The following is a 26,800-nucleotide window of genomic DNA, read 5'->3' as shown; positions in this document are numbered from 1 at the left end:
TTTTGGATTACACGGGGTAAAATGATAAAATATATAATAAGATGATCCAAAATCCGTTTAGTTTAATGTTCGATGTTTTGGGAATAGTCTGGCACCATATTTGGCTATGGGGCTGGGTTTTCTTGCCTATTCTTTTGGCGCCATTTTTATGGGACGCGTGGTTGTATTATATCCGCATTCGTACTATGAAAAAGTTTAAATGGGAGATGCTGGAGTTCCGCTTGCCGCCAGATGTGGAAAAAAGCCCGCTAGCCATGGAGCAGGTTTTGGCAATTATTCAAAGCACTCTTTTTAAAGGTAGTTGGTGGAAGCGTTATGTGGAGGGCCGCGTCCAAGAATGGTTTAGTTTAGAAATAACTTCTTTCGAAGGCGAACTGCATTTTTATATTCGCACCTTAAATCAATTTAGAAATTTAGTAGAAGCGGCTATTTATGCTCAATATCCCCAGGCCGAAATTTTTGATGCCGAAGATTATACAGCCAATGTGCCCATGATAATTCCCAACGAAACGCATAATCTTTTTGGCTCTGAATTTAGATTGGGCCGTGAGGACGGCTATCCCATACGCACCTACAAAGATTTTGAATTAAAAACAGAAACGAGCAAAGAAGGCGGTTCTAATATTGCGTTGGTTGACCCTTTAGCTGGTATAACGGAAACATTAACTCGGTTGAAAAAAGGTGAACAGGGCTGGATCCAAATCGCCATAAGGCCAACAGATGACACTTGGAAAAATCTGGCTATGGAAACAGTTTTAAAATTGGTGGGCCGTCCTAAAAAAGAAGTGCCGCAGGGTTCATATATGTTGGCGTTATTAAAAAAAGAATTATCCGACTATGCTAAAGGCGCGGTGCAGGCTCCGTTTAAAACTCCAGAATTTGAACCTTTTGAATGGGGCACGCCTAAAAGCGATAAACCTCATTCTTTAATGCAGTTTCTTACCTCTGGCGAAAAAGAAATTATAGAAGCTATTGAGCGAAAAATTGCTAAAGTAGCTTTTGAAACAGTTATAAGAGTTGTATATATAGCTACTAAGGATGCTTTTTACATCCCAAATTTTTTTCATATATCTTCGGGTTTTAACCAATTTAGTACGCAAAATTTGAATGCTATCAAAAGAAATAATGCCACTTTAACTGCCGGCAGATTTCCTTTCAAAAAAATGAAAGAAGCGCAGAAAAAGAAATGGTTATTGTATCAATATAGAATTAGAGGACGTCCTAAAGTTATGTCTGTTATGAATATAGAAGAATTAGCAACGGTATTTCACTTTCCGGGCCGAGTGGTTATGGCGCCCAGTTTGCCTAGGGTTCAGGCCAAAAAAGGCGAACCGCCAGCAGGGCTTCCTTCCTATTAAGATAAGTCTAATAGGTCTTATAAGACCTATATCAATATGAATGATAATAATGAGATAACTTTGTTCGCAGAGACAAATTTCCGCAATGAAAAGCGGCGGTTTGGCATTAAACTGGATGATCGCAGAAGGCACACCTATATAATCGGTAAAACCGGTATGGGTAAAACCACTATGCTGGAAAATATGATTATTTCCGATATTATTCACGGCAAGGGCTTAGGCTTTATAGACCCTCACGGCGATTCGGCCGATAAAATTTTGGAATTTATTCCACCGGAACGCATCAAAGACGTAATTTACTTTGACCCTTCCGATTTAGATATGCCCATCGCTTTTAACGCTATAGAAAACGTGGAGGCCGAGAAAAAACATTTGGTGGCTTCGGGTTTGATGGGTGTATTTAAAAAAATCTGGCCCGATGTTTGGTCGGCTAGAATGGAATATATTTTAAATAATACAATTTTAGCTTTATTAGATTACCCCGGCGCTACGGTTTTAGGCATTATGCGCATGCTGTCCAATAAAGATTACAGAAAGCAAGTGGTGGATCAAATTAAGGACCCTATGGTTAAATCTTTTTGGGTAGATGAATTTGCTAAATACACTGATCGCTTTGCCGCCGAAGCCACGCCGGCTATTCAAAATAAAGTGGGACAGTTTCTTTCGGCCGCGGTTATTCGCAATATTGTGGGACAGGTCAATAGCGCTATAGATATGCGTAAAGTAATGGACGAAGGCAAGATTTTAATAATGAATCTTTCTAAAGGTAAAATTGGCGAAGATAATTCCAAACTTTTAGGCGGGTTATTGGTTACTAAATTGCAACTGGCCGCTATGAGCCGGGTAGATATTCCCGAAGAAGACCGCCGAGATTTTTATTTATATGTGGACGAGTTTCAAAATTTTGCTACTGAATCTTTTGGCAATATTCTTTCCGAAGCCCGCAAGTACCGCTTAGCTCTTATTTTGGCCAATCAATACATTGCTCAATTGGTGCAGAACGTAGCTGGCTCCAAGAGCACGGCGGTGCGCGACGCTATATTTGGCAACGTGGGCACACTGGTTTCTTTTAGAATAGGCGCGGAAGATGCCGAGTTTTTAGAAAAAGAGTTTATGCCAGAATTTGTGGCCACTGACATTGTTAATTTGGCTAAGTACAATATTTATTTAAAACTTATGATAGATGGCGTAGCCTCTCGGGCTTTTTCGGCTACAACATTGGCGCCCTATCCCAAACCAGTTGTAAGTAGTCGTGACGAAATTATTAAGCACTCTAGGGAAACTTATGGCACGCCGCGCGAAAAAGTAGAAAATGAAATAGCGGATTGGGCGGGCGTTAGAGAGTTAATGACGTCTAATAAAAAAGATTCTAGGATGGAAGATGATTACGACGATAGGGCTTTTCAGAGTTCTCCCAAAGCTTCGCCCGCGGCATCTTCAGCTAAACCAAAAAGTGATAAAGATTTATTCGAGGCCATTTGTTGGGAAGGGGGCGAAAAAGTTTGGGTGCCATTTAAACCCGATGGTGTGCGCCCCATATATTGCAAGAATCATTTATATAAATTAAACGAAGTTAAGCAGCAAGTTATCTCGGAACAATTTAAGCCAACCAGTTTGCAAGACGCTTTACAAAGGGGTGGAGTGATTAACCACGCGGGCAATCAAGCACGTCCGTTTAAAAAGAAAAATAAAACCAAAGAACCTCCAGCCGATATAGAAGGTTTACGTTCGCTGCTTTCGGATATAAAACCCAGTTAACATTGAAGTTATAATCAAACTTTGGTTTTTTAAGGATAACATGGTTTATTGGCATATTTGTATTACCTCAAAATAGCTTTGGAACCTGTTTTAATATTATTTTTTTTGCTCCAACCGGCGCTAGTTTCTAAAACATAGAGCGCTTTTTTAGTTGGCACAAAATAATTCGGATAAGTTTCTGGTTTAACGTCTTCGGCTAGGTCTACAACTCTAAAATCGGAATCTAGCCAAATAATATCTATAGGGAAATTCATATCGCGCATCCAGAAAGGATAAACATCGGGTTTATCAAAAATAAAAAGCATACCTTGGCCTTGCGGTAGAGATTTTCTACCGCCTAAGCCTTGAGCTCGCGCGCCTTGGCTTTGGGCTAGTTCAACTTTTAATTCGGCATCGCCCAGCCGAAGAATTTTAAAATCTGTTTGATAGTTTGATTTTTCTTTTAAAACAAACCAAGTAACACTCAAGCAGATTAAAACCAAGGGAATTAGAATCAAAAAAAACTTTTTCATATGGTTAATTGTAACCCAATGATGACAAAGTAGACAAAAAATGATATTTATTAGTTTATGTCAAATACGGTTGGTCAAAAAACTTGCCCTGAGCGGAGTCGAAAGGTTTATGTAGGCATGAGTGGCGGAGTTGATAGCTCTGTTGCTGCTTTGTTATTGAAAAATGAAGGCTATAATGTAATCGGTGTATTTATGAAAAACTGGAGCGATCCAGCTTGGCCTTGCTTGTGGCAGGAAGATCGTGCTGATGCTATGCGGGTTTGTTTAAAATTAAATATACCCTTTGAAACTTGGGATTTTACAAAAGAATATAAAGCTTTGGTGGTAGATTATATGCTTCGCGAATATGCAGTTGGGCGAACTCCAAACCCAGATGTAATGTGTAATAAAGAAATTAAATTTGGTTTATTTTTTGAAAAAGCTATTTCTCTTGGAGCTGATTATATTGCCACGGGCCACTATGCTCGCGTGGCGCGGGAATTTCCAATTTTTAATTTCCAATTTTCAAATTCTAATAAGCTAAAAGCTAAAAGCTATAAGCTATTGCGTGCTCGCTATTTAGACAAAGATCAGTCCTATTTCCTTTGGACTCTCAAGCAAAAACAACTGGCTAAGTGCTTATTCCCCATAGGCGAAATAGACTCTAAAGCGGAAGTTAGAAAACTTGCGAAAGGTGCGGGTTTATCTACGGCAAATAAAAAGGATTCACAGGGAATTTGTTTTATGGGGCCGGTGGATATTAAAGAATTTATAAAGCCGTACGTTAAAAAAGAAATTGGCGATATTGTTACAACTTCTGGGCAAAAAATTGGCACACATGCCGGTTTATATTTTTACACCATTGGCCAACGAAAAGGAATCGGCATAGGAGGTACTGGGCCGTATTACGTTGCTAAAAAAGATTACGAAACTAATACTTTAATCGTTTCGCCTATTACAGATATGTCGGCTTTAGAATCAAAAGAGTTAATTGCTACTAATGTTAGTTTTATAAATAATGATACACCGAGCATACGATCGTATGCTCGGTGTACAAAAGAGGAATCAGAGAAGTTGGTTAAAATTCAGGCATCTATTCGTTACAGACAAGAACCAATTTCGGCAATGTTATCAAAGCTTGAAAGCGGACCGAGCTCAGCTCGGTGGAAGGTGGTTTTTGAAAAACCAGTCCGCGCTGTCGCCTCTGGCCAATCGGTAGTATTTTATCAGGGTGAAGAACTGCTAGGCGGAGGAGTTATAGAGTAATTGTAATGTTTCATTCAAAATGCATAGGTGAGTAGTCAAATGATACACTCACCATATATGCACATTCACAAAAACATTATCGCAGTCAGACGCCAAGTTTGGCAACTTAAAGAGTTAGGTTGGTCGCAGTCGAGAATCAGTAGATACTTTGGTTTCAACCAATCTACCATCAGCCGCTGGTTGGGTATGTATCCCACTCTTCAAAGTTTTCGACCGATGCCTTTAAGTGCCCATCCCAAGCAGACCTCTCTGGAGTTAGAAGAAAAGATTATTCATTTAAGAAAAACCGAGGGTTGGTGTCATCAAAAGATAGTTCTTTACCTGAAGGCTCAAGGTATCAGCATTACCAACATAACAACCTACCGCGTCCTTAAAAGAAACCAGCTGATTAAATCAAAACATAGATACCAAAGGAGACACAGACAACTACCTCCCATCTTTAGACCCCAAGAGGACGGCAAGCTAGTTTTGTTAGATACCAAGCATCTAATGGTTAAAAATCAATCTAGAAGATACCAGTATGTTTTCGTGGATGTGGCTACCAGATATATATCCAGTCTGTATTGTTACAGAAAAACTTTCTATGGCATCAGCCAGCCGAGCTTTACGATCAGCTTTAACTAGATTACCTTTTAAAGTAGGGATGATTCAAACAGATAATGGTCCCGAGTTTCAGAAAGAGTTTGTTCAAGAATTAAACAAGTTAAAGATTCTGCATCGTTATTCAAGAATCAGAAAACCTAGAGACAATTCCATAGTAGAGAGATTCATTAGAACCATTGACGAAGAACTCTGGAGAAAAGTATCCTTAAATCAGTCTCTAACCACCTTGAATAGCTCCTTAAAAACCTACACTGACAAGTTTATCAACCATCGTCCACATCTAGGTTTACAGGGTTTAACCCCTGCTCAAAAGATGGCTCAAATACTAACTAAAACCTATGCATAAGATATGAGACATTACAAGTAATTTGACAAAATAACAGCATTGGTATAATATACCATTGGTTCATTTAAAATCCTTTACCCTTTACCCAAAAAGGAGGACTCATAATGTATTCAGAAGTATGGGAGTGGTTGTGCTTGGTAATATTTCTTCTTTATGTGGTCGGATGTATAGTTTGCACTTTCCATTCTTCTTATGTAATCGAATTTATTTTTTCTGTTAAAGTAACTACATCAAGCAAAACAAGATCATTTGACTTGGAAAAAATTCCAATGTTTTTTGCCAGTATTATTGTAACACCATTTGTACCTTTACTTGTTCTTGCTACTCGCCATATGGAAAAGAAAAATATAGATGTTTTGGATATGAAGAATCGATCATGGTTTTTGATCTGTATTTTTTATACACTTACGATAGTAACGCCGATTATTTGTGGGGGCTTTTATATGTTTAGATATGAGGCAAATCCTTACAATGTTTGTTTTTGGACGGCTATAACAGTAGCTATTTTTTATTTTTCTGATCTTTTCAAGTTTGAGCTTTCAGTCCCGGCTTCCGAAGAAGATTCTAAAGAAAAGGAAAAGTAAGAGACTTATCGCGCGGAGCCTACAAAAGGGTTCCGCGCTTTTTTTATTGCTTTATCTCTGATTTTAAACCCGAAGGTTCAACCTTCGCCCGAGCAAAAGGGAGACTGCAAAAACTGCAGTCTCCTTTTTTATTTTGCTTTATTTTGCTTTTTGCTAGCTGATAAGATAAGTAATTTAATCTAGATCGGATCTGTTCTGTTTTTTGTTTCTTTTTTTCCCCTCAACTTAGCACGAGAACTGCGATCGCAGTTCTCGTGCTATAATTACCATAATTATAATATAATAACTAACTAATAAAATAATGCAGAAGAATGATTAATTTGAAAAAGAAAATTCAACGCTTAGGTCCCAACCAACAAAAAGCATTATTACTTTTATTTACTGGAATAGGTCTTAGCTTTGCCAGAACCTCTAAACAATATTTTCGAGTATTAGAAAGCACGGCTGAAGAATGGAAAAAAATTAACAAACAGTCTTTAGAAAGAGCTATAGCCAGCTTGTATAAATCCAAACTTATCCGCGAACATGAAAACCCCGACGGTTCTTTAACTATGATTTTAACAGACAAAGGCAAGGATAAAGCCATTACCTTTAATATAGACAATATGGGAATCAAAAAACCTAAAGTCTGGGATAAAAAATGGCGAATAGTTTTATTTGATATACCAGAAAAACATAAACCTGCCCGCGAAGCTTTAAGAGAAACTCTAAAAAGATTAGGTTTTTATGAATATCAAAAAAGTGTTTTGATACAGCCTTATCCTTGCCAAGATGAAATCAATTTCTTGATTGAATATTTTAGTATTCGTTCCTACGTTAGAATTATTACGGCTACGGATTTAGATAATGAATTACACTTGCTCAAGATTTTTGATTTAGCATGAGAACTGCTATCGCATGACTCGTGCTAAGTGGATTTTATTAAAGAAGTTAAATATACGAAATATTAGATGGTAGGGCGATTGAGCAACTTTGATTTTATTAGCCTTTTTCCGTTACAATAAAGCCACAATGGATTCTCAAGAGATTCGGCAAAGGTTTTTAAAATTCTTTGAAGAAAGGGGGCATAAGGTGGTGCCGTCTAGTTCGCTTGTGCCAACCGATCCTTCGGTTCTTTTAACAACCGCAGGTATGCAGCAGTTTAAGCCTTACTTTATAGGTCAAAAAGACCCAGTAAAAGATTTTGGTTCTAAAAATACTGTTTCTGTTCAAAAATCTTTTCGCACTTCTGATATAGATGAAGTTGGCGATGAAACCCACCTAACATTTTTTGAAATGTTAGGGAATTTTAGTTTTGGCGGTTATTTTAAGTCCGATGCTATTAAATACGCTTACGAATTTATAACCAAAGAAATGGATCTTGCGATTGATTACGTTAGTGTTTTTGACCCTTCGATGGACTCAGGGCAAGAGGGCTTTGGTCTAATTGTTCCTGCCGATACGGAATCCGAAGAAATTTGGAGATCTTTAGGAATTACTAAAATAGAAAAGTTTGGTAGAAAAGATAATTTTTGGGGTCCAACCGGCGCGGAAGGTCCGTGTGGACCTACTACAGAAATATACGTTAAACCTTCGACAAGCTCAGGTCAAGCGGCAGTAGAGGTTTGGAATATAGTGTTTAACGAATACTACTGTAAGGCCGATAAGACTCTAGAACCTTTGGCTATCAAGGGAGTTGACACTGGTATGGGTTTAGAAAGGTTAGCTGTTGCAGTTCAAGAGAAACAAAATATTTTTGAGACGGATTTGTTTGAGTTTATTTTTAAAAAAATAGAGGAAAATACACCCGAGAAGGATCAGAGATCGAAAAGAATAATAGCCGACCACATTAGAGCTTCTGTGTTTATGATCAGCGATGATGTCGTGCCATCTAATACAGATAGAGGTTATATTTTAAGGCGTTTAATTCGCAGGATAACTCATCCGGATAAATCTCAGATACCTATAGCCGAAACAGTTATTGAGAGTTATGGAAACTTTTATCAGGAACTGAAAACAAAAAAAATCCTTATTTTAGAGGAAATTAAGAAAGAAGAAGACAAATTTAGAGAAACTTTATATTCGGGTCTAAAACAATTTGAGAAAGGTGTAGATCCATTTATATTACACACTACATACGGATTTCCTTTTGATTTGACCAAAGATCTTTCAATAAAATCTGGCAGGAGTATAGACGAAAAAGATTTTGAAGAAAAGTTTAAAAAACACCAAGAAATTTCGCGGGCGGGGGCGGAGAAGAAATTTGGCGGTCATGGAATCACAGAAGGCGACTTAACCGCGGCCAACGCCGAAGAGATGAAAATAAAAACTCGTTTGCACACGGCCACGCATTTGCTAAACGCCGCTTTGCATAAAGTTTTGGGCGACGAAGTTTCTCAACGTGGGTCGGACATAACCATAGAAAGAACTCGCTTTGATTTTGTTTTTAATCGTAAGTTAACAGACGAAGAAATTAAAAAAGTAGAAAATTTGGTTAACGAAGCCATTGCCGCAAATTATCCAGTTAAGATAAAAACTATGCCACTGGCAGAAGCTAAAAAATCTGGAGCTTTGTTTTTCTATCAGGGAAATTATCCCGATCAAGTTAAGGTTTATTCAATAGCCGATTTTTCTCGCGAACTATGTGGCGGTCCACATGTTTCTAGTACTGGTGAGATAGGAAAGTTTCGTATAGTTAAAGAAGAGAGTTCAAGTGCAGGTATTCGTAGAATCAGAGCTACTGTGGAATAGATTTTATCAAATATAGTATATAATAAATAATATTGTAACCCTCCTTGCCTACTCCGCCGAAGTAACTTCGGCTACGAAGGCTAAACGCTCAAACTTTGGAGGGCATTTTTTTCAGCTAGTCACTAACGTTCATAGGCAAATATGTCAAAAGAAAATATATATATAGAACTCCACGAAGATATCCAATCGGCCATGGAAAAAATACAGTCTGCCGAAGCCGATACCATAGATCTAGTAATTCCCACAGGCGCTAGAATCTTACAAAATATAGTAGATGCCCATCTTATAAAAGATATTGCCGAAGAATACGGCAAAGACTTGACTGTGATCACAAGCGATCTAATGGGTAAGATTTTTGCCGAACGGGCGGGGCTGGCCGTAGCTGGTTTGAATGGTGATGATGAATCTGGCGTTATGGCTTCGCCAGCAATTGCTACTACAGGCAGAATAAGCGATATTATTCCAAGAAAAAGAGGAATACCCATAGGGATATCTTCTCAAAAAAAACAGCAAGCTGTTTTAACTGCTAAAACCAAGGCCATGCCGAGGTCTTCACATATTAGTAAATCAAGCGATAAAAAAGCCGAAGATTTTTATTTAAAGAAAAATAAAGGTGAAAACGGCGCTAGTTTTTTAAAATCATACAGAGAGGAACGTTCTAAAGCGGGTGTTTTTAACGAATTAAGAAAAATAAATCGTAAAAAGTTTTTAAGCCCCAGCGCTTTTGTTGGTTTGGTGGTAGTTGTGGCTCTGGCTGTTTCTTTTGCTGTTTTTAGCAGGGTGTTGCCTAAAGCCGATATTTTAATTTACCCAACACGCGAAGCTAAAAATGGCAGTGTCGATGTTTTTGTTTCCGGTAAAGATTCTAAAATAAACTTGGAAAAAGGTTTAATACCGGGCGAACTTTTAACGAGCGAAAAAATGGCAAGCAGTGAATTTGTGGCTTCGGGTACGCAAAGTTCTTCTGATAAAGCCAAGGGGAAGATAACTATATATAATACTTATTCAACGCAGGTGCAAAAATTTGTGCCTTCTAGATTTCAATCCGAAAGCAGCCCCTCCACAGGAGTCGGGGCAGGCAAAATATTCTGGACAACAGCCAGTGTTAATGTGCCAGGGTACACAACAAAGAGTGGGAAAATAGTTCCCGGAGAGATTACAACCAATGTTATTGCGGCCGAAGGCGGGGATTCTTATAATATTGCCCCCTCTAAGTTTACGATGCCCGCATTTAAAGGTACTGCCAAAGGAAATAAAATTTATGCTGTTTCTAAAGAAGCCATGACAGGCGGCGGTGCCCAAGGAGCCAAAATTGTTTCCAACGATGACGCTACCAATGCCTACGATAGTTTGAAAGAAAAAATAAAACCCGAGTTTGATTTGTTTAAACAAAACTTACCACAAGGTTTCAAATTTTGGCCCGAAGCTTATAACGAAGAGTTAGCTTCAAGTTCTGTTTCGCCGGAGGTTGGCGTGGCCAGCGAAAAATTTACAGCTACGGTAAAAATGGTGGCTAGAGCCATAGTTTTTAAAAATGATGATTTAGATGCCTATATAAATAAAAGAATTTCTAACGATATAGATGAAAGCAAAACTCTTTTAACTAGTTCTAAAGATGTTTCTTTTTTGAAGCAACCCTTAGTTGATTACCAAAAAGGAACTGTTTCAGCAACTCTAAACGTCAAATACGACGTAATGGACGAATTTAATATGGAAACTTTCAAGAAAAGCGTTTTAAATAAGAAAAAAAAGGATATAGACATTGCCGATTACAAGGCTGATCGTATAGAAGTTAACCTTTGGCCGTTCTGGGTACGCTCAATTCCATCCAACCCAGATAGAGTAAATGTAAGCATCATAGGGCTTTAGAAAGCTTTGTAAGTCCAATATCTCAAGGAGTAGAGTATTAAGATGAATTTTTTCAAATTAACAAAAATAAAAATTTTATCATTTATAATTGTATTTGTGATCCTTGAAATTTTAATATATTTTAAAAGTTTTATAGTCCTTGAATATGCGCCAGAATATGGTATATCTCAAAAATATTTCTATTTTTCTGGATTTATTTTTTTCTCCATTATCTCAGTAGTTATCAGTTATATAGTATCTTCACTTATAGATTTAATGTACTTAAAATATAAATCTAAAAATAAATTTATATGAATCCAAAATCATCTCTTGAAATAGTCTATCAAGGTTAAACCTTGGTATATGTCCCCGACGAAAGTCAGGGGCTTTTATTATAAGTATCCTTGAAATTAAAATCTTTCCAAGGAAAGTCGGGGCGGTTTTTTAATTGTGGTTGGGCTGGTAAAATATATATAAGCATGAAAAAGGATTTTCAAAAGTGGCATGCATTAAAATCAAATATAGAGGAACATAATAAACCGCCTCTTTTCCGTGAGCAAGAAATTTGGTGGTGTTCTTTGGGCGCGAATATTGGTGTAGAAGAAGATGGCAAGAACGAATTTTTTGAAAGACCAATTCTTGTTTTGCGCAAGTTTAATAAAGAAATGTTTTGGGGTTTGCCTCTAACTTCTAAGAAAAAAGAGGATAAATTTCATTACTTTTTCATTTTGCATGGATTGGAAAGATCGGCAATATTATCGCAATTACGCCTTTGGAGTAGCAAGAGATTGATTCGCCGTTTAGGTAAGATAAGCGATAAACAGTTTATTTCTCTTAAAGATTCGGTTATGGCCTTAACGAAAACGGACCCGATTAAGGGTCCTCGAGTGCCTAACGGCAATAGTTCAATTATATAGCAGACTCATTTCAGGTGTCAATGTAGCTATATTTGTAGCTATATTTACTTGATTTTAAGCCATTTGACGGGTATAATTCTATTTGTTATACTCTGGCAGTTACTAAATAATGAAAAAGGATGCTATCCGAAAGGAAGGAGTCGTATTAGAGGCTCTTCCCAGCGCCATGTTTAAGGTTAAATTAGACGATGGCATGGAGGTACTAGCCCATCTTTCAGGTAAGATGAGGCTAAATTTTATTCGCATTCTTCCGGGAGATAAAGTTGCTATGGAATTTTCTCCATACGACCCTAAAAGAGGCAGGATTGTTTATAGGGGGAGGTAGTTAGCTTCTTAGCTGACTAGCTTTTTAGGGTAAACCTAGGAAGCTAAAAGCTAAAAGCTAAAAGCTATTTGTGAAAGTTCAACCATCAGTTAAAAAAATTTGTAATAAGTGTAAGACCGTTCGACGTAAGGGGCGCATTTACGTTATTTGTTCGAATCCTAAACATAAACAGCGCCAAGGCGCATAGTTTTCGCCAATATAGCTAATCAAAGCTAATATACGAATGAATTCTTATTATTAGCCATATTCGCGTCAATTCGCCATATTAGAGAAAAGTAATGAGAATCGCCGGCATAAATATTCCAGATAATAAAAGAGTTGAAGTCGCCTTAACTTATATTTTTGGCGTGGGCTTAACTTTGGCTAAGGGTATTTTAAAATCCACAAAAATTGATCCAGATAAAAGAGCTAAGGATTTAACTTCGGATGAAGCCAATAAAATTAAAGAGTATATTGAAAAGAATTTTAAGATAGAAGGAGAACTAAAAAGGGAAATAACACAGAACATAAAAAGAAAGAAAGAAATTGGTTCGTATCAAGGTATTAGGCATATGCGCGGTTTGCCGGTTCGTGGTCAACAGACAAAAACTAATAACAGAACACGAAGAGGCAACACCAGAAAGACGATGGGTTCGGGCAGAAAACCAACAGCGCAGAAGACATAAAATTAATTAATGTAGTCCTCCTTCGCTAAAGCTACGGAAGGACATCCTTCGCCACAAAAGGCTATTGGATTCCTTCAGTAAAAAAGATGGCTTGCCATCCGTAGCTCTGAGCGAAGCGAGGAGCGAAGGATGGGTAAAAAAAGAATTATAGAAAAAGAAGATAAAACAGGTGAGGCTTCTAGCGAAGCTAAAGTGGCTCCAGTACAGAGCCGTAAAGTTGGCGCTGTAGAAAAGGGTAGAGTTTATATTCAAGCTAGTTACAATAATACTTTAGTTAGTTTTACAGATGCCGGGGGAAATTTAATTGCTCAATCTTCGGCCGGTGCTTTGGGTTTTAAGGGTCCAAGAAAAGCTACACCATACGCTGCTAATAGAATAATCGAAACTTTGGGAGAAAAAATGAAAAAGGTTGGCTTAAAGGATGTGGTGGTTTTTGTTAAAGGCATTGGTTCGGGTAGGGAGTCCGCCGTTAGGGCTTTGGTGGGACAGGGCTTAAATGTTACTTCTATAAAAGACGTAACTCCGGTGCCACACAATGGTCCTAAACCGCCTAAACCGCGTAGAGTCTAGGATGTTAGTTTATTAGCTTTTTAGTTAAATCCTAAGAAGCTAGAAAGCTAAGAAGCTAGAAAGCTAAACATGTATCAATCAACTTGTAAAAAATGTAGACGCTTGGGCTATAAATTATGTGATTCCGCTAAATGCGGTATGGTTCGCAAACCTTATCCACCGGGACAGCACGGCAAAAATATTCGTCGCCGTCTTTCGGAATATGGTGTTCAGCAAGCCGAAAAACAAAAACTTAAGCTTATTTATGGCTTAAGAGAAAAACAATTTAGAAAATATTTTGATACAGCTTCTAAAAAAAGTGGCGTTACGCCTCAAATAATGATGGAACTTTTAGAACGCCGGCTAGACAACGTAGTTTTTAGATTGGGGTTGGCACCAACTAGGCGCGCTTCCAGACAGTTGGTTGGGCATGGCCATATTACAATAAATAGTAAGAAAGTTAGTTCACCATCTTATTCGGTTAGTCCCGGTGAATTAGTTGATATTAAAGAATCCAGCAAAGCCAAGAAAACTTTTTCTGAAACCAGAACCATTTTAAAGAAATTTAATCCACCCAGATGGTTAGAATTAGACAGAGAAAAGCTTTCCGGAAAAGTAATCAGCATACCCGATAAAGAATTTTTGGCTGGACTACCGGTAGAGGTTTCAAAAGTTTTGGAATATTATTCAAGATAAAATAATTAAATAATTCCGATCCAGCTTCGTCGAGCTAAACTAGACCAACCTGGACGGTTATAAATAAAAAGTATGCAAAAATTTTCACTGCCACAGTCACCAAAGATCGTAAAAAAAGAAGGAAATTTGGCGGTCATAGAAGTTGATTCGCTTTACCCTGGCTATGGCACTACTTTAGGTAATGCTTTGCGCAGGGTGCTTTTGTCTTCCATTCCAGGAGCTGCCATTACTACTGTAAAAATAACAGGGGTGGACCATGAATTTTCTACAATTCCCAATGTGATGGAAGATGTTATCCATATTCTTTTAAACTTAAAACAAGTAAGATTTAAGCTTTTTAAAGAAGAAGCTATAACAATAAAATTATCTGTTAAAGGCGAAAGGAAAGTTACGGCGGGAGACTTTCAAAAAGTTGGCGGTGAAGTGGAAATTGTAAATACCGAGGCTTACATAGCTACATTGACCGACAAAAAAGCTACCTTAGAAATCGAAGCCGAAATTACACCGGGCATAGGTTACGAGCCAATAGAACGACGCAAGAAAGATAAAATAGCCATCGGCAGTATTGCCCTTGATGCTATTTATACTCCGGTTAGAAGGGTTAAATTTAGTGCCGAGAATATGCGTGTAGGCGATAGAACTGATTTTAATAAATTAATTTTTGAAATTGAAACAGATGGCTCCATAAGGCCAGAAGAAGCTTTTAAGAAAGCTGTAGATATTTTGGATGAACATATTAAAATTTTGGGTGAGATAGAAATTACGGAAGAAGAGGTAACGAAGAAACCAGCTAAAAAGTCTAAGAAAGCAGAATAAGTCCGATTGGACTGATAGGTCTTATAAGATTTATGCGACACGTATCTAAGAAAGGTAGAAAATTTGGCAGGGTAAAGAAAGTAAGAAAGGCTTTGCTTAAAAGCCTGTGCTTAGCTTTAATTTTAAGAGGCAGAATAAAAACAACCGAAGCCAAAGCTAAAGAATTAGGCACAGTTATTTCTCCGTTTGTTACGAAAGCCAAAAAAGGTGGTTTGGCTAATATAAAACTTATTGCCAAGTTTTTGTCGGAACAGGCTGTTAATAAATTGGTTAAAGAAATTGGTCCAAAGTATAAAGATAGAAACGGTGGCTATACCAGAATAATCAAACTAGGAGAAGTTAGAAAAGATGGCGCTAGGATGTGCCTTATAGAATTCGTTTAACGCGACACCAATATACGAATGCACGCGAATACACGAATATGAATACAAATAAAGAATATAAATTTGATGCCAAAGGGGAAATACTCGGTCGGCTCGCGACTCAAGTGGCTGTGGTTTTGCGCGGCAAAGACAGTGCCGATTTTTCGCTTAATAGGCCAGATCTTAATCGCAAAGTAACTGTTTATAATACCGACAAGTTGAAATTTACTGGCAATAAATTAGAAGATAAAAAATATCATGTTTATTCTGGTTATCCCAGCGGCATAAGAACAAGAACCTTAGAGGAACAAATGGACAGAGATTCCAGAGAGGTTTTTAAAATGGCGGTTTATGGCATGTTGCCTAAAAATAGATTACGAAATAAGTTTATGGCTAACTTGAAGTTGTTAAAAGGAGGTTTAAAAGGCGAGTAAAATAATATGGCTACTAAAACTCAAATTAAAAAAAAGGAAGTGTTGTTACCAGTTCAAGAAGTAATTGCCGAAGAAAAAGAAGAGGCCACTGTTTTTAATACCGATAAAAAAGATTCTAAAAAATATTTTGAGGCAGTTGGGCGCAGGAAAAGATCTATCGCTAGAGTTAGAATTTTTACAACTAACCCTAAAGAATCCGCTGCGCAGGGTGGTTTTGTGGTTAATGGCAAAACATTAAAAGATTATTTTGGCAGCACGCCGGCTTTTGTAGAAATGGCTTTGGAATCTTTAAACCGTTTAAAAGCTGCCGATCATTTTAAGGTTTCGGTTAAAGTGAATGGTGGGGGCACAAATTCGCAGGCCGAGTCTATTCGTTTAGGTATTGCCCGAGCTCTGGTTAAATTTGATTTAAACTTTAGAAAGAAACTTAAAAAATCTGGAATGTTGCGCCGTGATCCACGCGAAAAAGAACGCCGCAAGTATGGTTTGAAAAAAGCAAGACGAGCTCCGCAATTCTCGAAGCGTTAATTTTCAGATACATCAAAAACAGCCACGTCAAACGTGGCTGTTTTTAGGTTGCCTTGACGTAAATTAAATATGCGTGTATACTCGTTCAGAGCAGATTTTTAACGGATTGTTCCTTAACTAAGGAGGGTTTAATTATGATGTTGCACCGAGTTCTTCCTAATGGCACTAAAATATGGTGCCCTGTGTTTCTCGCTCATGAGCGGGGAGTATGTTTTCACGAAGATCTGATAAGGTCAGAACTCAAAAAAGAAAAAGGCGGAGTTACTTTATTTTATGCAGTTTTTTCGCCTTGGTATTGGTCAAGTAAGTACTGGGTATCGGAGAAGAAATTAGGAGAAGAGCAATTTTCTTTTCCTTGTGTATGTAAGGGTTTAATACCAGAAAAGTGGACATATTTCAGAGTTATTGGAAAAGGGAGTGAGTTTTTGTTACCAGATTTCAGAATAGTAGAAGCATTTGCTGGTCCAGAAAGCGAGGTTGTTCGGAGGCACTACGACTATAATAGACTGCCTCATACCAAAATTCCGGAGATTTGATATATATTCCAGATCAAATTTTACAGAGTCCCACAGTAAAAAACTCAAAGAGCAACAGAGATGTTGCTCTTTTTAATTCCATATAGGAAACCCCGCACTCTGTGCGGGGAGGAGTTTAATTATTTATATTTATATTAGAGATTTATTATTAAAACTTCCCCTCAACAACTTTCACAGTAGAGTTTTCCAGAATATATAGCCTAGATTCTTTCGGTAGATAAACGGTTTTATTAATTTTATTTTCTGGCCAGGAGGCGATGTTTACATTGGAACGAGTGTCTATTTCGGCAGTTTTAAGAGACTCTACTTCGTTAAATAAAACATATTCGCCAAAGTGGTGCCAATAGATTTCATTATCGATATTTCCCGTATTCTCGTTATTTACATATATAACTTCTTGATTATTTGCCTTGCGGGGCTGTCCCTTGGTTGTTTCTTTTAACCAAATAACGCCTAAATTTTTTCCACCAAGATCTCTGTAAACCGCTTTATCACCTTCGGGTGAAAAATATATTGTGTTAGGGTTTTCAAATTTGGTTTCGCCCAAAGCCGAAATATTTTGCACAGCCGAATCCATTAGTAAAAGAATATTCGGGTTTTTAATGGCGATTATTTTATTTTCAAAAACGTCAAAATTTTCTATACCGCTAAAATTAAGATCGGTTACTGTTTCTTCTTTTATATCTAATAAAATTAGTTTGTCGTCTATTAAAGCGATTATGCCATTTTCACCAAACCATTTTAGTTTTGTGGCTGCAAATTTAGTAGGCAAGGGCGTGGGGCTGGGGTTTTTAAGCACAAGTTTTTTTTCGTATAAGGTAGTTAGATTGGTAAATGAATCATTAGAGGAATCGTAAATATACCAATTTTTAATAGCTTTGGCGGTTTCTCTCAAAATAATTAATTTTTGTGAATCTTTAGACCAGCCTTTATTATTTTCTAAAAAACTTACGCTTTTGTTTTTTAATTTATCGGGGAATTTTAATTCGGTTGAAGTGGCGTTTATATTGGTCAGGTCGCGCACCAAAACCTTAGCCGTATTTATTTTTACAGCAATATTTTTTTCGTTAACAGAAATTGTAAAGTCATTCAAACCTGATGTTTCTGGCCAAACTATTTGGTTTTGTAATTGTTTGGGGAAAAGTACTATATTTTCGGTATTTGTTACCAAGCCCGGAGTTACTTGAAATTCTTTTTCCCAAGTTTGAAAACTATCTTTAGAAACGCTGACTCTGTATTTTTTTGAAGGCAAAAGATTCTTTATTAAAGCCGATCCATTTTTATTGTAAACTTTGCCGTTATAGGTAATTTCTGTTTCTTTTGGGTAGACCGATTCAACATATATGGCGCCCGAAAGTACAAATTTGTTGCTGGAAAAATCCCAGCGGTAGCCCCGGGCATACATAAGCAAAACAGAGCCTGCGGCTAAGAATATAACCACGGCCATGCTAAGCAAAATTCGTCTGGTTTTTATAGTCATTTTAACGACTTTAAATTAGCATACTTTGATTAGTTTGAAAAATGGTTTTAGGATGTTAGTATAAAGTCGGCAGAAAATTATAAATACTAAGCACTAAATTCTAAACAAATCACAATGTTCAAAATTCCAAATTATAATTTAATATTTAGATATTGTTTCGAATTTAGATATTAGAATTTCGTAATTTATACTATTATGGCCATAAAAATAGGCATAGATTTAGGCACAGCCAATATTTTGGTATTTGTTCCGTCAAAAGGAGTGGTTATTAACGAGCCTTCAGTGGTAGCGGTTTCTTTAGATGAAAATAAAATTATGGCGGTGGGGCACGAAGCCAAAGAAATGATTGGCCGCACCCACGATAGTATTATGGCGGTGCGTCCGGTTAGAGATGGGGTTATAGCCGATTACCGCATAACCGAGGCGATGATTCGTCATTTTATTAAAAAAATAACAGGCAAGTTTAGTTTTTTTAGGCCAGAAGTTATGGTGGCGGTTCCGGCTGGTGTCACATCAACCGAAAGGCGCGCTGTTATAGAAGCTACCTTAAAAGCGGGCGCCAAAGCAGCTTACGTGGTTAAGGAACCGATTCTGGCCGCTTTAGGCGCTGGCATACCTATAAACGAGGCTTCGGGTAATATGATAATAGATATAGGCGGAGGCACTACGGAGGTGGCTGTAATATCTTTAGGCGGGATTGTGGCGTGGGCTTCGGCTCGGGTGGGTGGCAATGCCATAGATACAGCTATTCAAAATTATATTCATAAAGTACATAATTTAGCTGTGGGTGAGCGTACGGCCGAGCAGATTAAAATTGCTATTGGTTCGGCTGTGCCAAAAAAAGAAGAAGAAATATTAGAAATCCGCGGGCGCGATCTAGTGGCAGGCCTGCCTAAAACCATAGAACTTCATTCCAACGAAATTCCTAAAGCTATAAAAGATACATTGGCGGAAATTATAAAAACAGTAAAAATGGTTTTACAGGAAACTCCGCCCGAACTTTCGGCCGATATTATGGATAAAGGTATGATCATTTCCGGCGGTACAGCTTTATTGCGAAATTTAGATAGTTTAATAACTCAAGAAACGGGCGTGCCTTGTTATGTGGCGGATGATCCTATACTTTGTGTGGTTAAAGGTACGGGCATCGCTTTAGAAAACTTGGAATTATATAAAAGAGCGTTATTTGCAAAAAGATAGTTTTTGTTTTAGCAGAAACATTATCTCTCGCAGACGATGTGGAGCCTCTTTATTATATAAATAGTCTTCTCCACAATGCTGCTCAAGATAATATTTCTGCTGATGAATTTTATGTACTCGCGCCAATTAAAATATTTAGATTTAGTTTTAAAAAACAATACTATTCCCCACGCCTTGCTTTTGTATGGTTCTGATTTTGAATACCAAATAAATTTAGCCAAGAATTTTTTGGTTAAAATAAATAAAGCCGAAGATAAAAAACAAATAGAAAAAGAATTTCACCCCGATACTCTTTTTATAAGCAGGGAGGAAGGCAAGAAGGAAATAGGCATAGCTCAAATAAGAAAGCTTAAAGATTTTGCCTCGTTAACCTCTAGCCACTTTAAATATAAAGGCATCTTTATAAAAGAAGCCGAATATTTAAACGAAGAAGCTTGGAATGCGCTTTTAAAAACACTGGAAGAGCCAACGGGTAATACTATTTTTTTTATTCTGGCTAATAATATTAAAAATATACCAAAAACTATTATTTCTAGAGTAGTTAGCCTGCCTTTCTATAACGAGGATATTTTTAATAAAACCCGTAGCCCAAAAGATGATATAATTGTTAGCAAGCTTGGTAATGTTCAAAATCTTACTTTGGCAGAAAGAATTGATTTAGCCGAAGAAATAGCCAAAAAAGAAAATTTCTTTCCAGTGTTAGATATTTGGCTTATTAAATTAAGAGTTGAATTGTTAACTAACGCTAATAAAAAAGATAAAGCCGAATTTATAGAAAATCTGGCCCAGGCAAAAAGTCTTTTAATATCTACAAATGTTAACGCGCGGTTGGTTTTAGAGAATCTATTTTTTAAAATATAGTAAATGGCTGGTTTATTAAAATTTATAATTTTTATTGCCGTATTAGGCTCAATAGCTTTGTTTGTGGGGCAGGTTTATTTTGGCGAATTTTTAAACCCGCAAGGCGGTTTTTTTATTAGCGTGGATAGGGGCACTACCTGGAAAAAGATAGGTGCTTTGGCTACGGGCGGCAGTATAAACAGATTAAATATTTTAGAAATCAAATCTAACCCTAAAGATTCCAGAATTTTATACGCTGCCACTTTAGGCGCTGGAGTTTTAAAAAGTGTCGATGGCGGTGAGGTTTGGTATAAACTTGGAGATAAAAATAATATATTAGCTCCTCGGGCCAGTGTTTTTGCCTTAGCGGCCGATCCACGTTTTCCAAATTATAACAAAGACATTCCCGATAAATTTTATTTGGCGGTGTATCAAAATAAGTCGGGCAAGGTTTTAAAAACCGAAGATGGCGGACTTTCGTTTAAAGAAGTTTATTTGACTTCCCGCGCAAATTTCCCAGTTTTTGATGTGGCGGTGGATCCGCATAATCCCAATATTGTGTGGGTGGCCACGGGCGAGGGCAATTTATTAAAAAGCCAAGATGGCGGCGAAACTTGGAAGTTGCAACAAGAATTTGGCAAGGCCATAAATTATTTGCTTATTAACCCTAGTAGTTCTAGCCAAATGTTGGTTACCACTTTTTCTGGAAGCATATTTACCTCGCCAGATGGTGGCGCAAGTTGGACGGACGATACCGAAGGTCTAAGATCTTTTAAAAATGCTAAATTTATTGAAAAGGTTTTATATAATCCAGCCGATGGCGGAGTTTATTTAACTAGCAAGTTTGGTTTAATAAAGTCTTACGATTTTGGCATAAACTGGCAGGCGGCGGACATTGTTATTGCTAACGACATTTTGCCCGTAACCGATATAGCTTTTGGCGGCAGAAGTTCGCCGAATATTTTTGTTTCAGCTAGCAATTTTATTTATTCTAGCAAAGATGCCGGCAAATTTTGGCAGATACGAAAACTTGGCACTGCTAGGCAAATTAGGACTCTATGGGTTGATCCTAAAAACCCAGATAAAATAATTGCCGGAACCAGCGGTTCTGGCAAGAAATCTAACCAAAGTTCGCTTTTTATACTTCCAAAGTAAAAATCTATCGAAGAAATCTATCGAAGTTCCACTTCGATAGAAAAAAGCCTCTTAAAATGAGGTTTTTTGTATGGCTTTTTGCCCCGCCCTTGAGATTTCAAGAGCGGGGTTGACAAGCCATATTGGACTATGCTATGATAGAGACAGGCTAGAAAAGGATAGTACACTAACAAATACTCTTAACCCTTTAGAAGGGGAAAAAATGAGAAAGGTAATCATGTTTTTCGCGTCGATTCTGACGGCGGGTTTCAGCGTAATGGCGGTGCAGTTTGGTTTCCAGATCGGGAATGATATACGCATCGCCTTGGGGGCTTCATTCAATTCCCATCCAGACCCTGTGCCTATGGGGTTATGGATGATGGTGGGAGTGGGATCCGGTTTCGTTGGTCTGCTGACCGCCAAAGCCATGATGGGAAACAAGAAATAGGCTCTGTGAGCTGGTAACTTCGGCCGCCGCCTCTGGAGAAAACCAAGCGGCGTGTACGAAAGGAGGTGAGAGGAATGCGACGAAGTTGGTAACTTAAACCACACTACGAAAAGGTCTTTTGTCCCCGTTTTTGAACCGATTGAATCAAAAATGGAGAGCCATGGGGAAGCAGATCCTCACCGAGGCGTTCGACTTAATCGAACGCCTCTTTTTATTATCTCTCTGATCCAATTGTTCAACATTGAATGTTGAACAATTAATCTATATAGTAACCATCTAGTTTTTTAATTTTGTTTCGATTATTTTTGATGTAATTTAGATAATCATTTTTACCCCTAAACTGGTTTAGAATTATTTCCGGGTTTAGAAACTTATCCCATCGGTTTTTATTTACATAATCTGGCAGACTTGACCAAAAATATTCGTTTTCCAATTTTTTCCAATTATTTAGTTCTGTTAGATTATTGTGTATATAAGAAGATAAATGTTTGAGATATGTATTTTGAGTTATGTGAACCGTTTGAAATCTTCCACCAAATAAGTGTCCAGTGCGTTTATATTTAGTGTTGAAATATTTTGTATAACTGTTACCTAATCTTTGCCCAAAACTAGAAATTCCTCCATTTTTAATTTCTTTTAATATAAGGTGATAATGATTTGGCATCAGACAGAAACATATCAGTTCAACCTTTTTATTCAAAAGGATGTCGTCAAATGGTTCTTTGTTCAACATTGAATGTTGAACAAGTTTAACAATACGTTGCATATTATCAATATGACCCTTGCCTTGAAATATTAGTAAGAGGGTCATAAATCGCCACTTATCGTTATCGTTTAAAAATATGTTTCTTTTCTCTACACCACGATTATAGATATGATAATATTCGCCTTCGGCCAAAATTGTTTTTCTCATATATCAAAATTATAACATGTTCAACATTGAATGTTGAACATGTGGGGAATAAATCGAGAGGGTTTATAATCTAGACTTTTTTGTGTTATGCTGGTTTTATTGTTATGGAGACGCAAGATTTTAAAAATAAGCTAAAAGAAGCCACCACATTTTTGACGGGCGAACTATCAAAAATACGCAGTAACCGAGCCTCGCCGGCTTTGGTGGAAGATATTTTGGTTGATTATTTTGGCAATAAAACTCCAATAAAAGGTATGGCCAGCATAAGTTCGCTGGATGCCAGAACTTTGGTTGTAGAGCCTTGGGATAAAAGCGCTTTAGAACCGATAGCCAAAGCTATTACTAACGCTAATATTGGCGCTCAACCAATTGCCGACAGTAAAAGTATTAGAATAAGTTTGCCCCAGTTAACTCAAGAACGCAGGCAAGAACTTATAAAGCTTGTTTCTCAAAAATTGGAAGAAGCAAAAATAAGAACTCGTAGGTTGCGGGATGAGGCTGTAAAAAGCGCTCAGCAAGAAAAATCGGAAGATATTAAGTTTAGAAAAAAGGATGAAATAGAAAAGGCGATGAAAGAAAATAATCAGGCGTTGGAAGATTTAAAAAATAAAAAAGAAAAAGAGCTTATGAGTTAATTTCCAATTTCTAATACCTCCTTCGACAGGCTCAGGATCCCGAGCCCAATCGAGGGATAATTTCTAATCAAATCCCAATGTCTAATAACTAAATTCAAAATTAGGCATTTATAAATTAGTCATTGATTCGATATTAGTAATTGGATATTAGACATTTATGACTATCCTAGTATTTTTTATCGTATTATCTGCTTTGGTTTTGGTTCACGAATACGGTCATTACATAACCGCCAAAAAGGCCGGTGCCAAGGTGGAAGAATTTGGCTTTGGCTTTCCGCCAAAGGTTTTTTCTATAAAAAGAGGCGAGACGGTTTTTTCTTTTAATTTAATTCCGTTTGGTGGTTTTGTAAAAATATTTGGTGAATCGGGCGAACACAGAAACGAAGCCGGTAGTTTTTCTTCGCTTAAAATATCCAAAAGAGTTAAGATAGTTTGCGCTGGTGTTTTTATGAATTTAGTTTTGGCCTATGTGCTTTTAAGTTTTGGAAATTTAATGGGCCGGCCGATGGTTTTAGACGAAACCAATAGTGCCAAGGCCACAAATATTAAAATTCAAATTACGGCTCTGGCTGAAAATTCTCCCGCGTCAAACGCAGACATTAAAATGGGCGATGCTATTAGTGGCATAAAATTGTCAGATGGCACCTTAAAAACATTTTCCGAAATTTCGGAATTTAAATCTTTTGTAGAAGGCGAAGCTGGTCAAGAAATAAATTTAGTTTTATTAAGAGGCAAAGAAAATGTAGATATTAAAATAACCCCGCGTGTTAATCCTCCACAAAGTGAAGGCGCTTTGGGCGTGGCTCTGGCCAAAACAGGTTTAGTTAAATCGCCCTGGTATTTATTTTTATGGAGTGGTTTAAAAGATTTAGGTTTTATGGTTTGGGTGATTGGCTCGGCTTTGTTTTTGTTTTTTAAAACCTTACTTATTGAAGGCAGAGTTATGGGTGAAATTACTGGCCCCATTGGCATAGCTTCTTTGACGGGCGAAGCTTACAACATGGGCATGGTTTATTTATTAAATTTAGTAGCCATACTATCTGTTAATTTGGCCATACTAAATATTATGCCTTTTCCAGCGCTGGATGGCGGCAGATTAGTGTTTTTAATAGTAGAAAAAATTAAGGGTTCGCCCTTAAGCCAAAAATTTGAAAATACTGTAAATATAGGAGGGTTTCTTTTGTTGCTCGCGCTAATGTTTTTTGTAACTTGGAAAGATATAGTTAAATTTTTCTGATTTTAAAAAAAGAAGAAATATTCTTCTTTTTTTAAAAAATAGCATGAGTCATGCGATCGCATGGCTCATGCTAAATAAAATTCCGCACCTTTTTAATTAAAAAGGTGCGGGATCATTTTAGGAGTATAACTTATTCCGGAGTTTTGATTGAATCATTATGTTTGTTATCACGTCAGAACTCGGGGATCCTACCTCATTTGGCAAGAGTATATTTCCACCGATTACCGGCAGAACTATATCTATGCCGCCTATTTCCGAGCTGTGCACATGAGGCGCTTTTATTGTTACCTCACAAACATTCCAGATATTTCCAGTTTTACATAATTTACAGAAGATTTCCGATTCAACTGGCCAATTTTCGGGCAGAAGCTTAACTTTTAGGTCTTTGGTATGACTGCGTATCTTTTTTGGTCTTATATACTCTAATTCGATTCTAGTTATGGGCAACCATCCGTCCAGATTGCCTACAAACAGTCTGTCTAACTCAATCAAAAGCCGACACAACTCCAATGTCATTGAGCCTATTACATGCCTAGTGGTAAGCATAACCTCTCCTTTTTATAGGTTTAAAGAACTTTAATAAATTAACACCTAGATAGTTTTTTGTCAAAATAATTGTCAGACATTGAATGGGGTGTTAAAATCTATCAATACTTTTCGCGAATATGGCGAATTGAAAGCGAATATAGCTAATAAAAATTAATTCGCTATATTAGCGTCGATTAGCTATATTAGTGATAACTCTTATGCGTTACTCTCAATCGTTTATAAACACTCGCAGGGATGATCCAAAGGACGAAACAGCTACTAATGCTAGGTTGCTTTTGCGTGGGGGTTTTGTAGACAAGCTTATGGCGGGTTCATACACCTTTTTGCCTTTAGGTTGGCGGGTTTATCAAAAAATAGAACAAATCGTGCGTGAAGAAATGAATGCTATTGGCAGTGCCGAAGTTTTAATGCCATTACTTCATCCTCGCGATGTTTGGAATGAAACCGGCCGTTGGGCAGATCCAAATGTTAAACAGATAATGTATCAGTTTAAATCGGTAGACGAAAAAGAATATGGACTTTCTTTTACACACGAGGAAATATTTTTAGATGTAGTTAGGAAAAATTCTTTAAGCTATAAAAATTTACCGATTAAGCTTTATCACTTTTCTACCAAGTTTAGAAACGAGGCTCGGGCTAAGTCAGGCCTATTGCGCGGGCGGGAGTTTATGATGAAAGATTTATATAGTTTGCATACCACAGGGGAAGATCTAGACAAATTTTACTGGGAAGTTAAAGATGCTTATTTACGAGTGTTTAACAGGGTTGGATTAAAAGATGTTAAGGTGGTTGAAGCTTCGGGCGGTGTGTTTACTTCGGGTCATACACATGAATTTCAGTTAGTAAGCCCAGTAGGTGAAGATAATATTTATTTCTGCAATTCGCCGGCTGGCGAATGTGATTGGGCGCAAAACAAAGAAATTTATACTCACAAGATTGGGGATCCTTGTCCAAAATGCGGTGGACAAGTTGAAGAAGCTAGTTCCGTTGAAATTGGAAATATATTTAGATTTGGCACAGTTTATTCCGAAAAAATGGGGATTAATTTTAAAGATTCCGATGGTAAAGATAAACCGCCATACTTAGGCAGTTATGGTATAGGTATGAGCCGTTTAGTTGGAGTGCTGGCCGAAGTTTTTAACGATGAGGCTGGAATGAAGTGGCCAAAGAGCGTGGCTCCGTTTTTAATTCATTTAGTTTCATTGGGCGATACCAAGAAAGAAGCCGAGAAGCTGTATCAATCTTTAAAGACGTTTGACGTCTTATGGGATGATCGCGAAGAATCGGCCGGTGTAAAGTTGTCGGATGCTGATTTAATTGGTATTCCATATCGGATAATAGTTAGCGATAAAACTTTGGCGCAAGAAAGTGTGGAGGTCAAAAATCGCGCCAGCGAGAAAGTGGAGATGGTTAAACTAAAAGAGTTAGAAAAATTTCTAATCGAACTCCAAATCCTAAGCACTAAACTCTAAACAAATCTCAAATCACAATGCTCCAAATATATTCTGGAAAATTAGAATTTAGAAATTGTTTAGGATTTAGATATTGGAAA

At 37.4% G+C, this 26,800-nt stretch carries 31 protein-coding genes; 27 read left to right on the top strand and 4 right to left on the bottom strand.

Features of this window, described 5'->3' with window-relative positions:
• Positions 1-41: 41 nt before the first annotated feature.
• Together Q8Q95_01465 and Q8Q95_01460 are read left to right on the top strand one after the other, a co-directional pair.
• Entirely contained in the window at positions 42-1,358 is a 1,317-nt protein-coding gene (locus Q8Q95_01465) for a hypothetical protein (protein MDP3764268.1), read from the top strand.
• Between the two features lie 36 nt (positions 1,359-1,394).
• Positions 1,395-3,116, top strand: a complete 1,722-nt coding sequence (locus Q8Q95_01460; GenBank protein MDP3764267.1) for a type IV secretion system DNA-binding domain-containing protein — start codon at positions 1,395-1,397, stop codon at positions 3,114-3,116.
• A 62-nt stretch (positions 3,117-3,178) separates the two neighbouring features.
• On the opposite strand, the gene Q8Q95_01455 is transcribed toward Q8Q95_01460, so the two are convergent.
• Positions 3,179-3,628 (bottom strand): DUF192 domain-containing protein, encoded by a 450-nt coding sequence (locus tag Q8Q95_01455; protein MDP3764266.1) that lies wholly within the window; start codon positions 3,626-3,628, stop codon positions 3,179-3,181.
• Positions 3,629-3,685: 57 nt separating this feature from the next.
• On the opposite strand from Q8Q95_01455, the gene mnmA reads away from it, so the two are divergent.
• The 18 genes from mnmA to Q8Q95_01365 all read left to right on the top strand — a co-directional run bounded on the left by mnmA (position 3,686) and on the right by Q8Q95_01365 (position 16,812).
• Positions 3,686-4,873 carry a tRNA 2-thiouridine(34) synthase MnmA gene (gene mnmA, locus Q8Q95_01450; protein ID MDP3764265.1) on the top strand — a complete coding sequence of 396 codons (1,188 nt, stop codon included), beginning with the start codon at positions 3,686-3,688 and terminating at the stop codon, positions 4,871-4,873.
• Between the two features lie 57 nt (positions 4,874-4,930).
• Positions 4,931-5,497, top strand: a complete 567-nt coding sequence (locus tag Q8Q95_01445; protein MDP3764264.1) for a helix-turn-helix domain-containing protein — start codon at positions 4,931-4,933, stop codon at positions 5,495-5,497.
• Positions 5,457-5,822, top strand: a complete 366-nt coding sequence (locus Q8Q95_01440; protein ID MDP3764263.1) for an integrase core domain-containing protein — start codon at positions 5,457-5,459, stop codon at positions 5,820-5,822. The genes Q8Q95_01445 and Q8Q95_01440 overlap by 41 nt, the downstream gene beginning before the upstream one ends.
• 104 nt (positions 5,823-5,926) lie before the next feature.
• Positions 5,927-6,406: a hypothetical protein gene (locus Q8Q95_01435; GenBank protein MDP3764262.1), complete on the top strand. Its 480-nt coding sequence runs from the start codon at positions 5,927-5,929 to the stop codon at positions 6,404-6,406.
• Positions 6,407-6,717: 311 nt separating this feature from the next.
• Positions 6,718-7,290 (top strand): hypothetical protein, encoded by a 573-nt coding sequence (locus Q8Q95_01430; GenBank protein ID MDP3764261.1) that lies wholly within the window; start codon positions 6,718-6,720, stop codon positions 7,288-7,290.
• Between the two features lie 127 nt (positions 7,291-7,417).
• Entirely contained in the window at positions 7,418-9,136 is a 1,719-nt protein-coding gene (locus tag Q8Q95_01425) for an alanine--tRNA ligase (protein MDP3764260.1), read from the top strand.
• Between the two features lie 141 nt (positions 9,137-9,277).
• Positions 9,278-11,005: a hypothetical protein gene (locus Q8Q95_01420; GenBank protein MDP3764259.1), complete on the top strand. Its 1,728-nt coding sequence runs from the start codon at positions 9,278-9,280 to the stop codon at positions 11,003-11,005.
• A gap of 458 nt (positions 11,006-11,463) precedes the next feature.
• Positions 11,464-11,901 (top strand): type II toxin-antitoxin system PemK/MazF family toxin, encoded by a 438-nt coding sequence (locus Q8Q95_01415; protein MDP3764258.1) that lies wholly within the window; start codon positions 11,464-11,466, stop codon positions 11,899-11,901.
• Positions 11,902-12,010: 109 nt separating this feature from the next.
• On the top strand, positions 12,011-12,226 hold the full coding sequence (gene infA, locus Q8Q95_01410; protein ID MDP3764257.1) for a translation initiation factor IF-1: 216 nt from the start codon (positions 12,011-12,013) through the stop codon (positions 12,224-12,226).
• Between the two features lie 70 nt (positions 12,227-12,296).
• Positions 12,297-12,413, top strand: a complete 117-nt coding sequence (gene rpmJ / locus Q8Q95_01405) for a 50S ribosomal protein L36 (GenBank protein MDP3764256.1) — start codon at positions 12,297-12,299, stop codon at positions 12,411-12,413.
• A gap of 91 nt (positions 12,414-12,504) precedes the next feature.
• The gene (rpsM, locus tag Q8Q95_01400) at positions 12,505-12,891 is read left to right on the top strand and encodes a 30S ribosomal protein S13 (GenBank protein ID MDP3764255.1); all 387 of its coding nucleotides are present in this window, start codon (positions 12,505-12,507) and stop codon (positions 12,889-12,891) included.
• A gap of 129 nt (positions 12,892-13,020) precedes the next feature.
• A complete protein-coding gene (rpsK, locus tag Q8Q95_01395) occupies positions 13,021-13,461 on the top strand; it encodes a 30S ribosomal protein S11 (protein MDP3764254.1) in 441 nt (146 codons plus the stop codon).
• Positions 13,462-13,530: 69 nt separating this feature from the next.
• The gene (gene rpsD / locus Q8Q95_01390; protein MDP3764253.1) at positions 13,531-14,136 is read left to right on the top strand and encodes a 30S ribosomal protein S4; all 606 of its coding nucleotides are present in this window, start codon (positions 13,531-13,533) and stop codon (positions 14,134-14,136) included.
• A gap of 72 nt (positions 14,137-14,208) precedes the next feature.
• Entirely contained in the window at positions 14,209-14,952 is a 744-nt protein-coding gene (rpoA, locus tag Q8Q95_01385; protein MDP3764252.1) for a DNA-directed RNA polymerase subunit alpha, read from the top strand.
• 32 nt (positions 14,953-14,984) lie between these two features.
• Complete coding sequence (gene rplQ, locus Q8Q95_01380) at positions 14,985-15,335, top strand: 50S ribosomal protein L17 (GenBank protein ID MDP3764251.1); 351 nt, start codon at positions 14,985-14,987, stop codon at positions 15,333-15,335.
• Between the two features lie 38 nt (positions 15,336-15,373).
• A complete protein-coding gene (gene rplM / locus Q8Q95_01375; GenBank protein MDP3764250.1) occupies positions 15,374-15,748 on the top strand; it encodes a 50S ribosomal protein L13 in 375 nt (124 codons plus the stop codon).
• Positions 15,749-15,754: 6 nt separating this feature from the next.
• Positions 15,755-16,276, top strand: coding sequence for a 30S ribosomal protein S9 (gene rpsI / locus Q8Q95_01370; GenBank protein MDP3764249.1), 522 nt, complete (start codon positions 15,755-15,757; stop codon positions 16,274-16,276).
• Between the two features lie 134 nt (positions 16,277-16,410).
• Positions 16,411-16,812 (top strand): hypothetical protein, encoded by a 402-nt coding sequence (locus tag Q8Q95_01365; GenBank protein ID MDP3764248.1) that lies wholly within the window; start codon positions 16,411-16,413, stop codon positions 16,810-16,812.
• Positions 16,813-16,960: 148 nt separating this feature from the next.
• Here Q8Q95_01365 and Q8Q95_01360 read toward each other — a convergent pair whose 3' ends face one another.
• Positions 16,961-18,292 carry a hypothetical protein gene (locus Q8Q95_01360; GenBank protein ID MDP3764247.1) on the bottom strand — a complete coding sequence of 444 codons (1,332 nt, stop codon included), beginning with the start codon at positions 18,290-18,292 and terminating at the stop codon, positions 16,961-16,963.
• 195 nt (positions 18,293-18,487) lie between these two features.
• Between Q8Q95_01360 and Q8Q95_01355 the strand changes: the two genes are divergently transcribed.
• From Q8Q95_01355 to Q8Q95_01340, 4 genes are all read left to right on the top strand, one after another.
• Positions 18,488-19,492, top strand: coding sequence for a rod shape-determining protein (locus tag Q8Q95_01355; GenBank protein ID MDP3764246.1), 1,005 nt, complete (start codon positions 18,488-18,490; stop codon positions 19,490-19,492).
• A 75-nt stretch (positions 19,493-19,567) separates the two neighbouring features.
• Entirely contained in the window at positions 19,568-20,353 is a 786-nt protein-coding gene (locus Q8Q95_01350; GenBank protein ID MDP3764245.1) for a hypothetical protein, read from the top strand.
• Between the two features lie 3 nt (positions 20,354-20,356).
• The gene (locus Q8Q95_01345; protein ID MDP3764244.1) at positions 20,357-21,487 is read left to right on the top strand and encodes a hypothetical protein; all 1,131 of its coding nucleotides are present in this window, start codon (positions 20,357-20,359) and stop codon (positions 21,485-21,487) included.
• Between the two features lie 202 nt (positions 21,488-21,689).
• Complete coding sequence (locus Q8Q95_01340; GenBank protein MDP3764243.1) at positions 21,690-21,914, top strand: hypothetical protein; 225 nt, start codon at positions 21,690-21,692, stop codon at positions 21,912-21,914.
• 256 nt (positions 21,915-22,170) lie between these two features.
• Here Q8Q95_01340 and Q8Q95_01335 read toward each other — a convergent pair whose 3' ends face one another.
• Entirely contained in the window at positions 22,171-22,827 is a 657-nt protein-coding gene (locus tag Q8Q95_01335) for a transposase (protein MDP3764242.1), read from the bottom strand.
• Positions 22,828-22,931: 104 nt separating this feature from the next.
• On the opposite strand from Q8Q95_01335, the gene frr reads away from it, so the two are divergent.
• Entirely contained in the window at positions 22,932-23,462 is a 531-nt protein-coding gene (gene frr / locus Q8Q95_01330; GenBank protein MDP3764241.1) for a ribosome recycling factor, read from the top strand.
• Between the two features lie 157 nt (positions 23,463-23,619).
• The gene (locus Q8Q95_01325; GenBank protein MDP3764240.1) at positions 23,620-24,699 is read left to right on the top strand and encodes a M50 family metallopeptidase; all 1,080 of its coding nucleotides are present in this window, start codon (positions 23,620-23,622) and stop codon (positions 24,697-24,699) included.
• 117 nt (positions 24,700-24,816) lie between these two features.
• Here the strand turns inward: Q8Q95_01325 and Q8Q95_01320 are convergent, their stop codons facing one another.
• On the bottom strand, positions 24,817-25,215 hold the full coding sequence (locus Q8Q95_01320) for a hypothetical protein (protein ID MDP3764239.1): 399 nt from the start codon (positions 25,213-25,215) through the stop codon (positions 24,817-24,819).
• A 230-nt stretch (positions 25,216-25,445) separates the two neighbouring features.
• Here Q8Q95_01320 and Q8Q95_01315 point away from each other — a divergent pair, with 230 nt between their 5' ends.
• On the top strand, positions 25,446-26,720 hold the full coding sequence (locus tag Q8Q95_01315; protein ID MDP3764238.1) for an aminoacyl--tRNA ligase-related protein: 1,275 nt from the start codon (positions 25,446-25,448) through the stop codon (positions 26,718-26,720).
• The last annotated feature ends 80 nt before the right edge of the window (positions 26,721-26,800 follow it).

This window comes from bacterium (assembly GCA_030697795.1).
Taxonomy (GTDB): domain Bacteria; phylum Patescibacteriota; class Minisyncoccia; order JACQLN01; family JACQLN01; genus JACQLN01.
The sequence above is the reverse complement of the archived record's forward strand: the minus strand, read 5'-3'. Positions and strand labels throughout refer to the sequence as shown.

What these genes read in the sequence shown, in the direction of transcription:
- Q8Q95_01345 (MDP3764244.1), top strand. Translation starts at nt 20,357, where the DNA reads ATGGCTGGTTTATTAAAATTTATAATTTTTATTGCCGTATTAGGCTCA.
- infA (MDP3764257.1), top strand. Translation starts at nt 12,011, where the DNA reads ATGAAAAAGGATGCTATCCGAAAGGAAGGAGTCGTATTAGAGGCTCTT.
- Q8Q95_01335 (MDP3764242.1), bottom strand. Translation starts at nt 22,827, where the DNA reads ATGAGAAAAACAATTTTGGCCGAAGGCGAATATTATCATATCTATAAT.
- Q8Q95_01415 (MDP3764258.1), top strand. Translation starts at nt 11,464, where the DNA reads ATGAAAAAGGATTTTCAAAAGTGGCATGCATTAAAATCAAATATAGAG.
- Q8Q95_01350 (MDP3764245.1), top strand. Translation starts at nt 19,568, where the DNA reads ATGCTGCTCAAGATAATATTTCTGCTGATGAATTTTATGTACTCGCGC.
- rplQ (MDP3764251.1), top strand. Translation starts at nt 14,985, where the DNA reads ATGCGACACGTATCTAAGAAAGGTAGAAAATTTGGCAGGGTAAAGAAA.
- Q8Q95_01355 (MDP3764246.1), top strand. Translation starts at nt 18,488, where the DNA reads ATGGCCATAAAAATAGGCATAGATTTAGGCACAGCCAATATTTTGGTA.
- rpsM (MDP3764255.1), top strand. Translation starts at nt 12,505, where the DNA reads ATGAGAATCGCCGGCATAAATATTCCAGATAATAAAAGAGTTGAAGTC.
- Q8Q95_01420 (MDP3764259.1), top strand. Translation starts at nt 9,278, where the DNA reads ATGTCAAAAGAAAATATATATATAGAACTCCACGAAGATATCCAATCG.
- Q8Q95_01340 (MDP3764243.1), top strand. Translation starts at nt 21,690, where the DNA reads ATGAGAAAGGTAATCATGTTTTTCGCGTCGATTCTGACGGCGGGTTTC.
- rpsK (MDP3764254.1), top strand. Translation starts at nt 13,021, where the DNA reads ATGGGTAAAAAAAGAATTATAGAAAAAGAAGATAAAACAGGTGAGGCT.
- Q8Q95_01360 (MDP3764247.1), bottom strand. Translation starts at nt 18,292, where the DNA reads ATGACTATAAAAACCAGACGAATTTTGCTTAGCATGGCCGTGGTTATA.
- Q8Q95_01315 (MDP3764238.1), top strand. Translation starts at nt 25,446, where the DNA reads ATGCGTTACTCTCAATCGTTTATAAACACTCGCAGGGATGATCCAAAG.
- Q8Q95_01465 (MDP3764268.1), top strand. Translation starts at nt 42, where the DNA reads ATGATCCAAAATCCGTTTAGTTTAATGTTCGATGTTTTGGGAATAGTC.
- rplM (MDP3764250.1), top strand. Translation starts at nt 15,374, where the DNA reads ATGAATACAAATAAAGAATATAAATTTGATGCCAAAGGGGAAATACTC.
- Q8Q95_01460 (MDP3764267.1), top strand. Translation starts at nt 1,395, where the DNA reads ATGAATGATAATAATGAGATAACTTTGTTCGCAGAGACAAATTTCCGC.
- rpsI (MDP3764249.1), top strand. Translation starts at nt 15,755, where the DNA reads ATGGCTACTAAAACTCAAATTAAAAAAAAGGAAGTGTTGTTACCAGTT.
- rpoA (MDP3764252.1), top strand. Translation starts at nt 14,209, where the DNA reads ATGCAAAAATTTTCACTGCCACAGTCACCAAAGATCGTAAAAAAAGAA.
- Q8Q95_01320 (MDP3764239.1), bottom strand. Translation starts at nt 25,215, where the DNA reads ATGACATTGGAGTTGTGTCGGCTTTTGATTGAGTTAGACAGACTGTTT.
- Q8Q95_01455 (MDP3764266.1), bottom strand. Translation starts at nt 3,628, where the DNA reads ATGAAAAAGTTTTTTTTGATTCTAATTCCCTTGGTTTTAATCTGCTTG.
- Q8Q95_01365 (MDP3764248.1), top strand. Translation starts at nt 16,411, where the DNA reads ATGATGTTGCACCGAGTTCTTCCTAATGGCACTAAAATATGGTGCCCT.
- Q8Q95_01430 (MDP3764261.1), top strand. Translation starts at nt 6,718, where the DNA reads ATGATTAATTTGAAAAAGAAAATTCAACGCTTAGGTCCCAACCAACAA.
- Q8Q95_01425 (MDP3764260.1), top strand. Translation starts at nt 7,418, where the DNA reads ATGGATTCTCAAGAGATTCGGCAAAGGTTTTTAAAATTCTTTGAAGAA.
- Q8Q95_01325 (MDP3764240.1), top strand. Translation starts at nt 23,620, where the DNA reads ATGACTATCCTAGTATTTTTTATCGTATTATCTGCTTTGGTTTTGGTT.
- rpsD (MDP3764253.1), top strand. Translation starts at nt 13,531, where the DNA reads ATGTATCAATCAACTTGTAAAAAATGTAGACGCTTGGGCTATAAATTA.
- mnmA (MDP3764265.1), top strand. Translation starts at nt 3,686, where the DNA reads ATGTCAAATACGGTTGGTCAAAAAACTTGCCCTGAGCGGAGTCGAAAG.
- Q8Q95_01440 (MDP3764263.1), top strand. Translation starts at nt 5,457, where the DNA reads ATGGCATCAGCCAGCCGAGCTTTACGATCAGCTTTAACTAGATTACCT.
- frr (MDP3764241.1), top strand. Translation starts at nt 22,932, where the DNA reads ATGGAGACGCAAGATTTTAAAAATAAGCTAAAAGAAGCCACCACATTT.
- Q8Q95_01435 (MDP3764262.1), top strand. Translation starts at nt 5,927, where the DNA reads ATGTATTCAGAAGTATGGGAGTGGTTGTGCTTGGTAATATTTCTTCTT.
- Q8Q95_01445 (MDP3764264.1), top strand. Translation starts at nt 4,931, where the DNA reads ATGCACATTCACAAAAACATTATCGCAGTCAGACGCCAAGTTTGGCAA.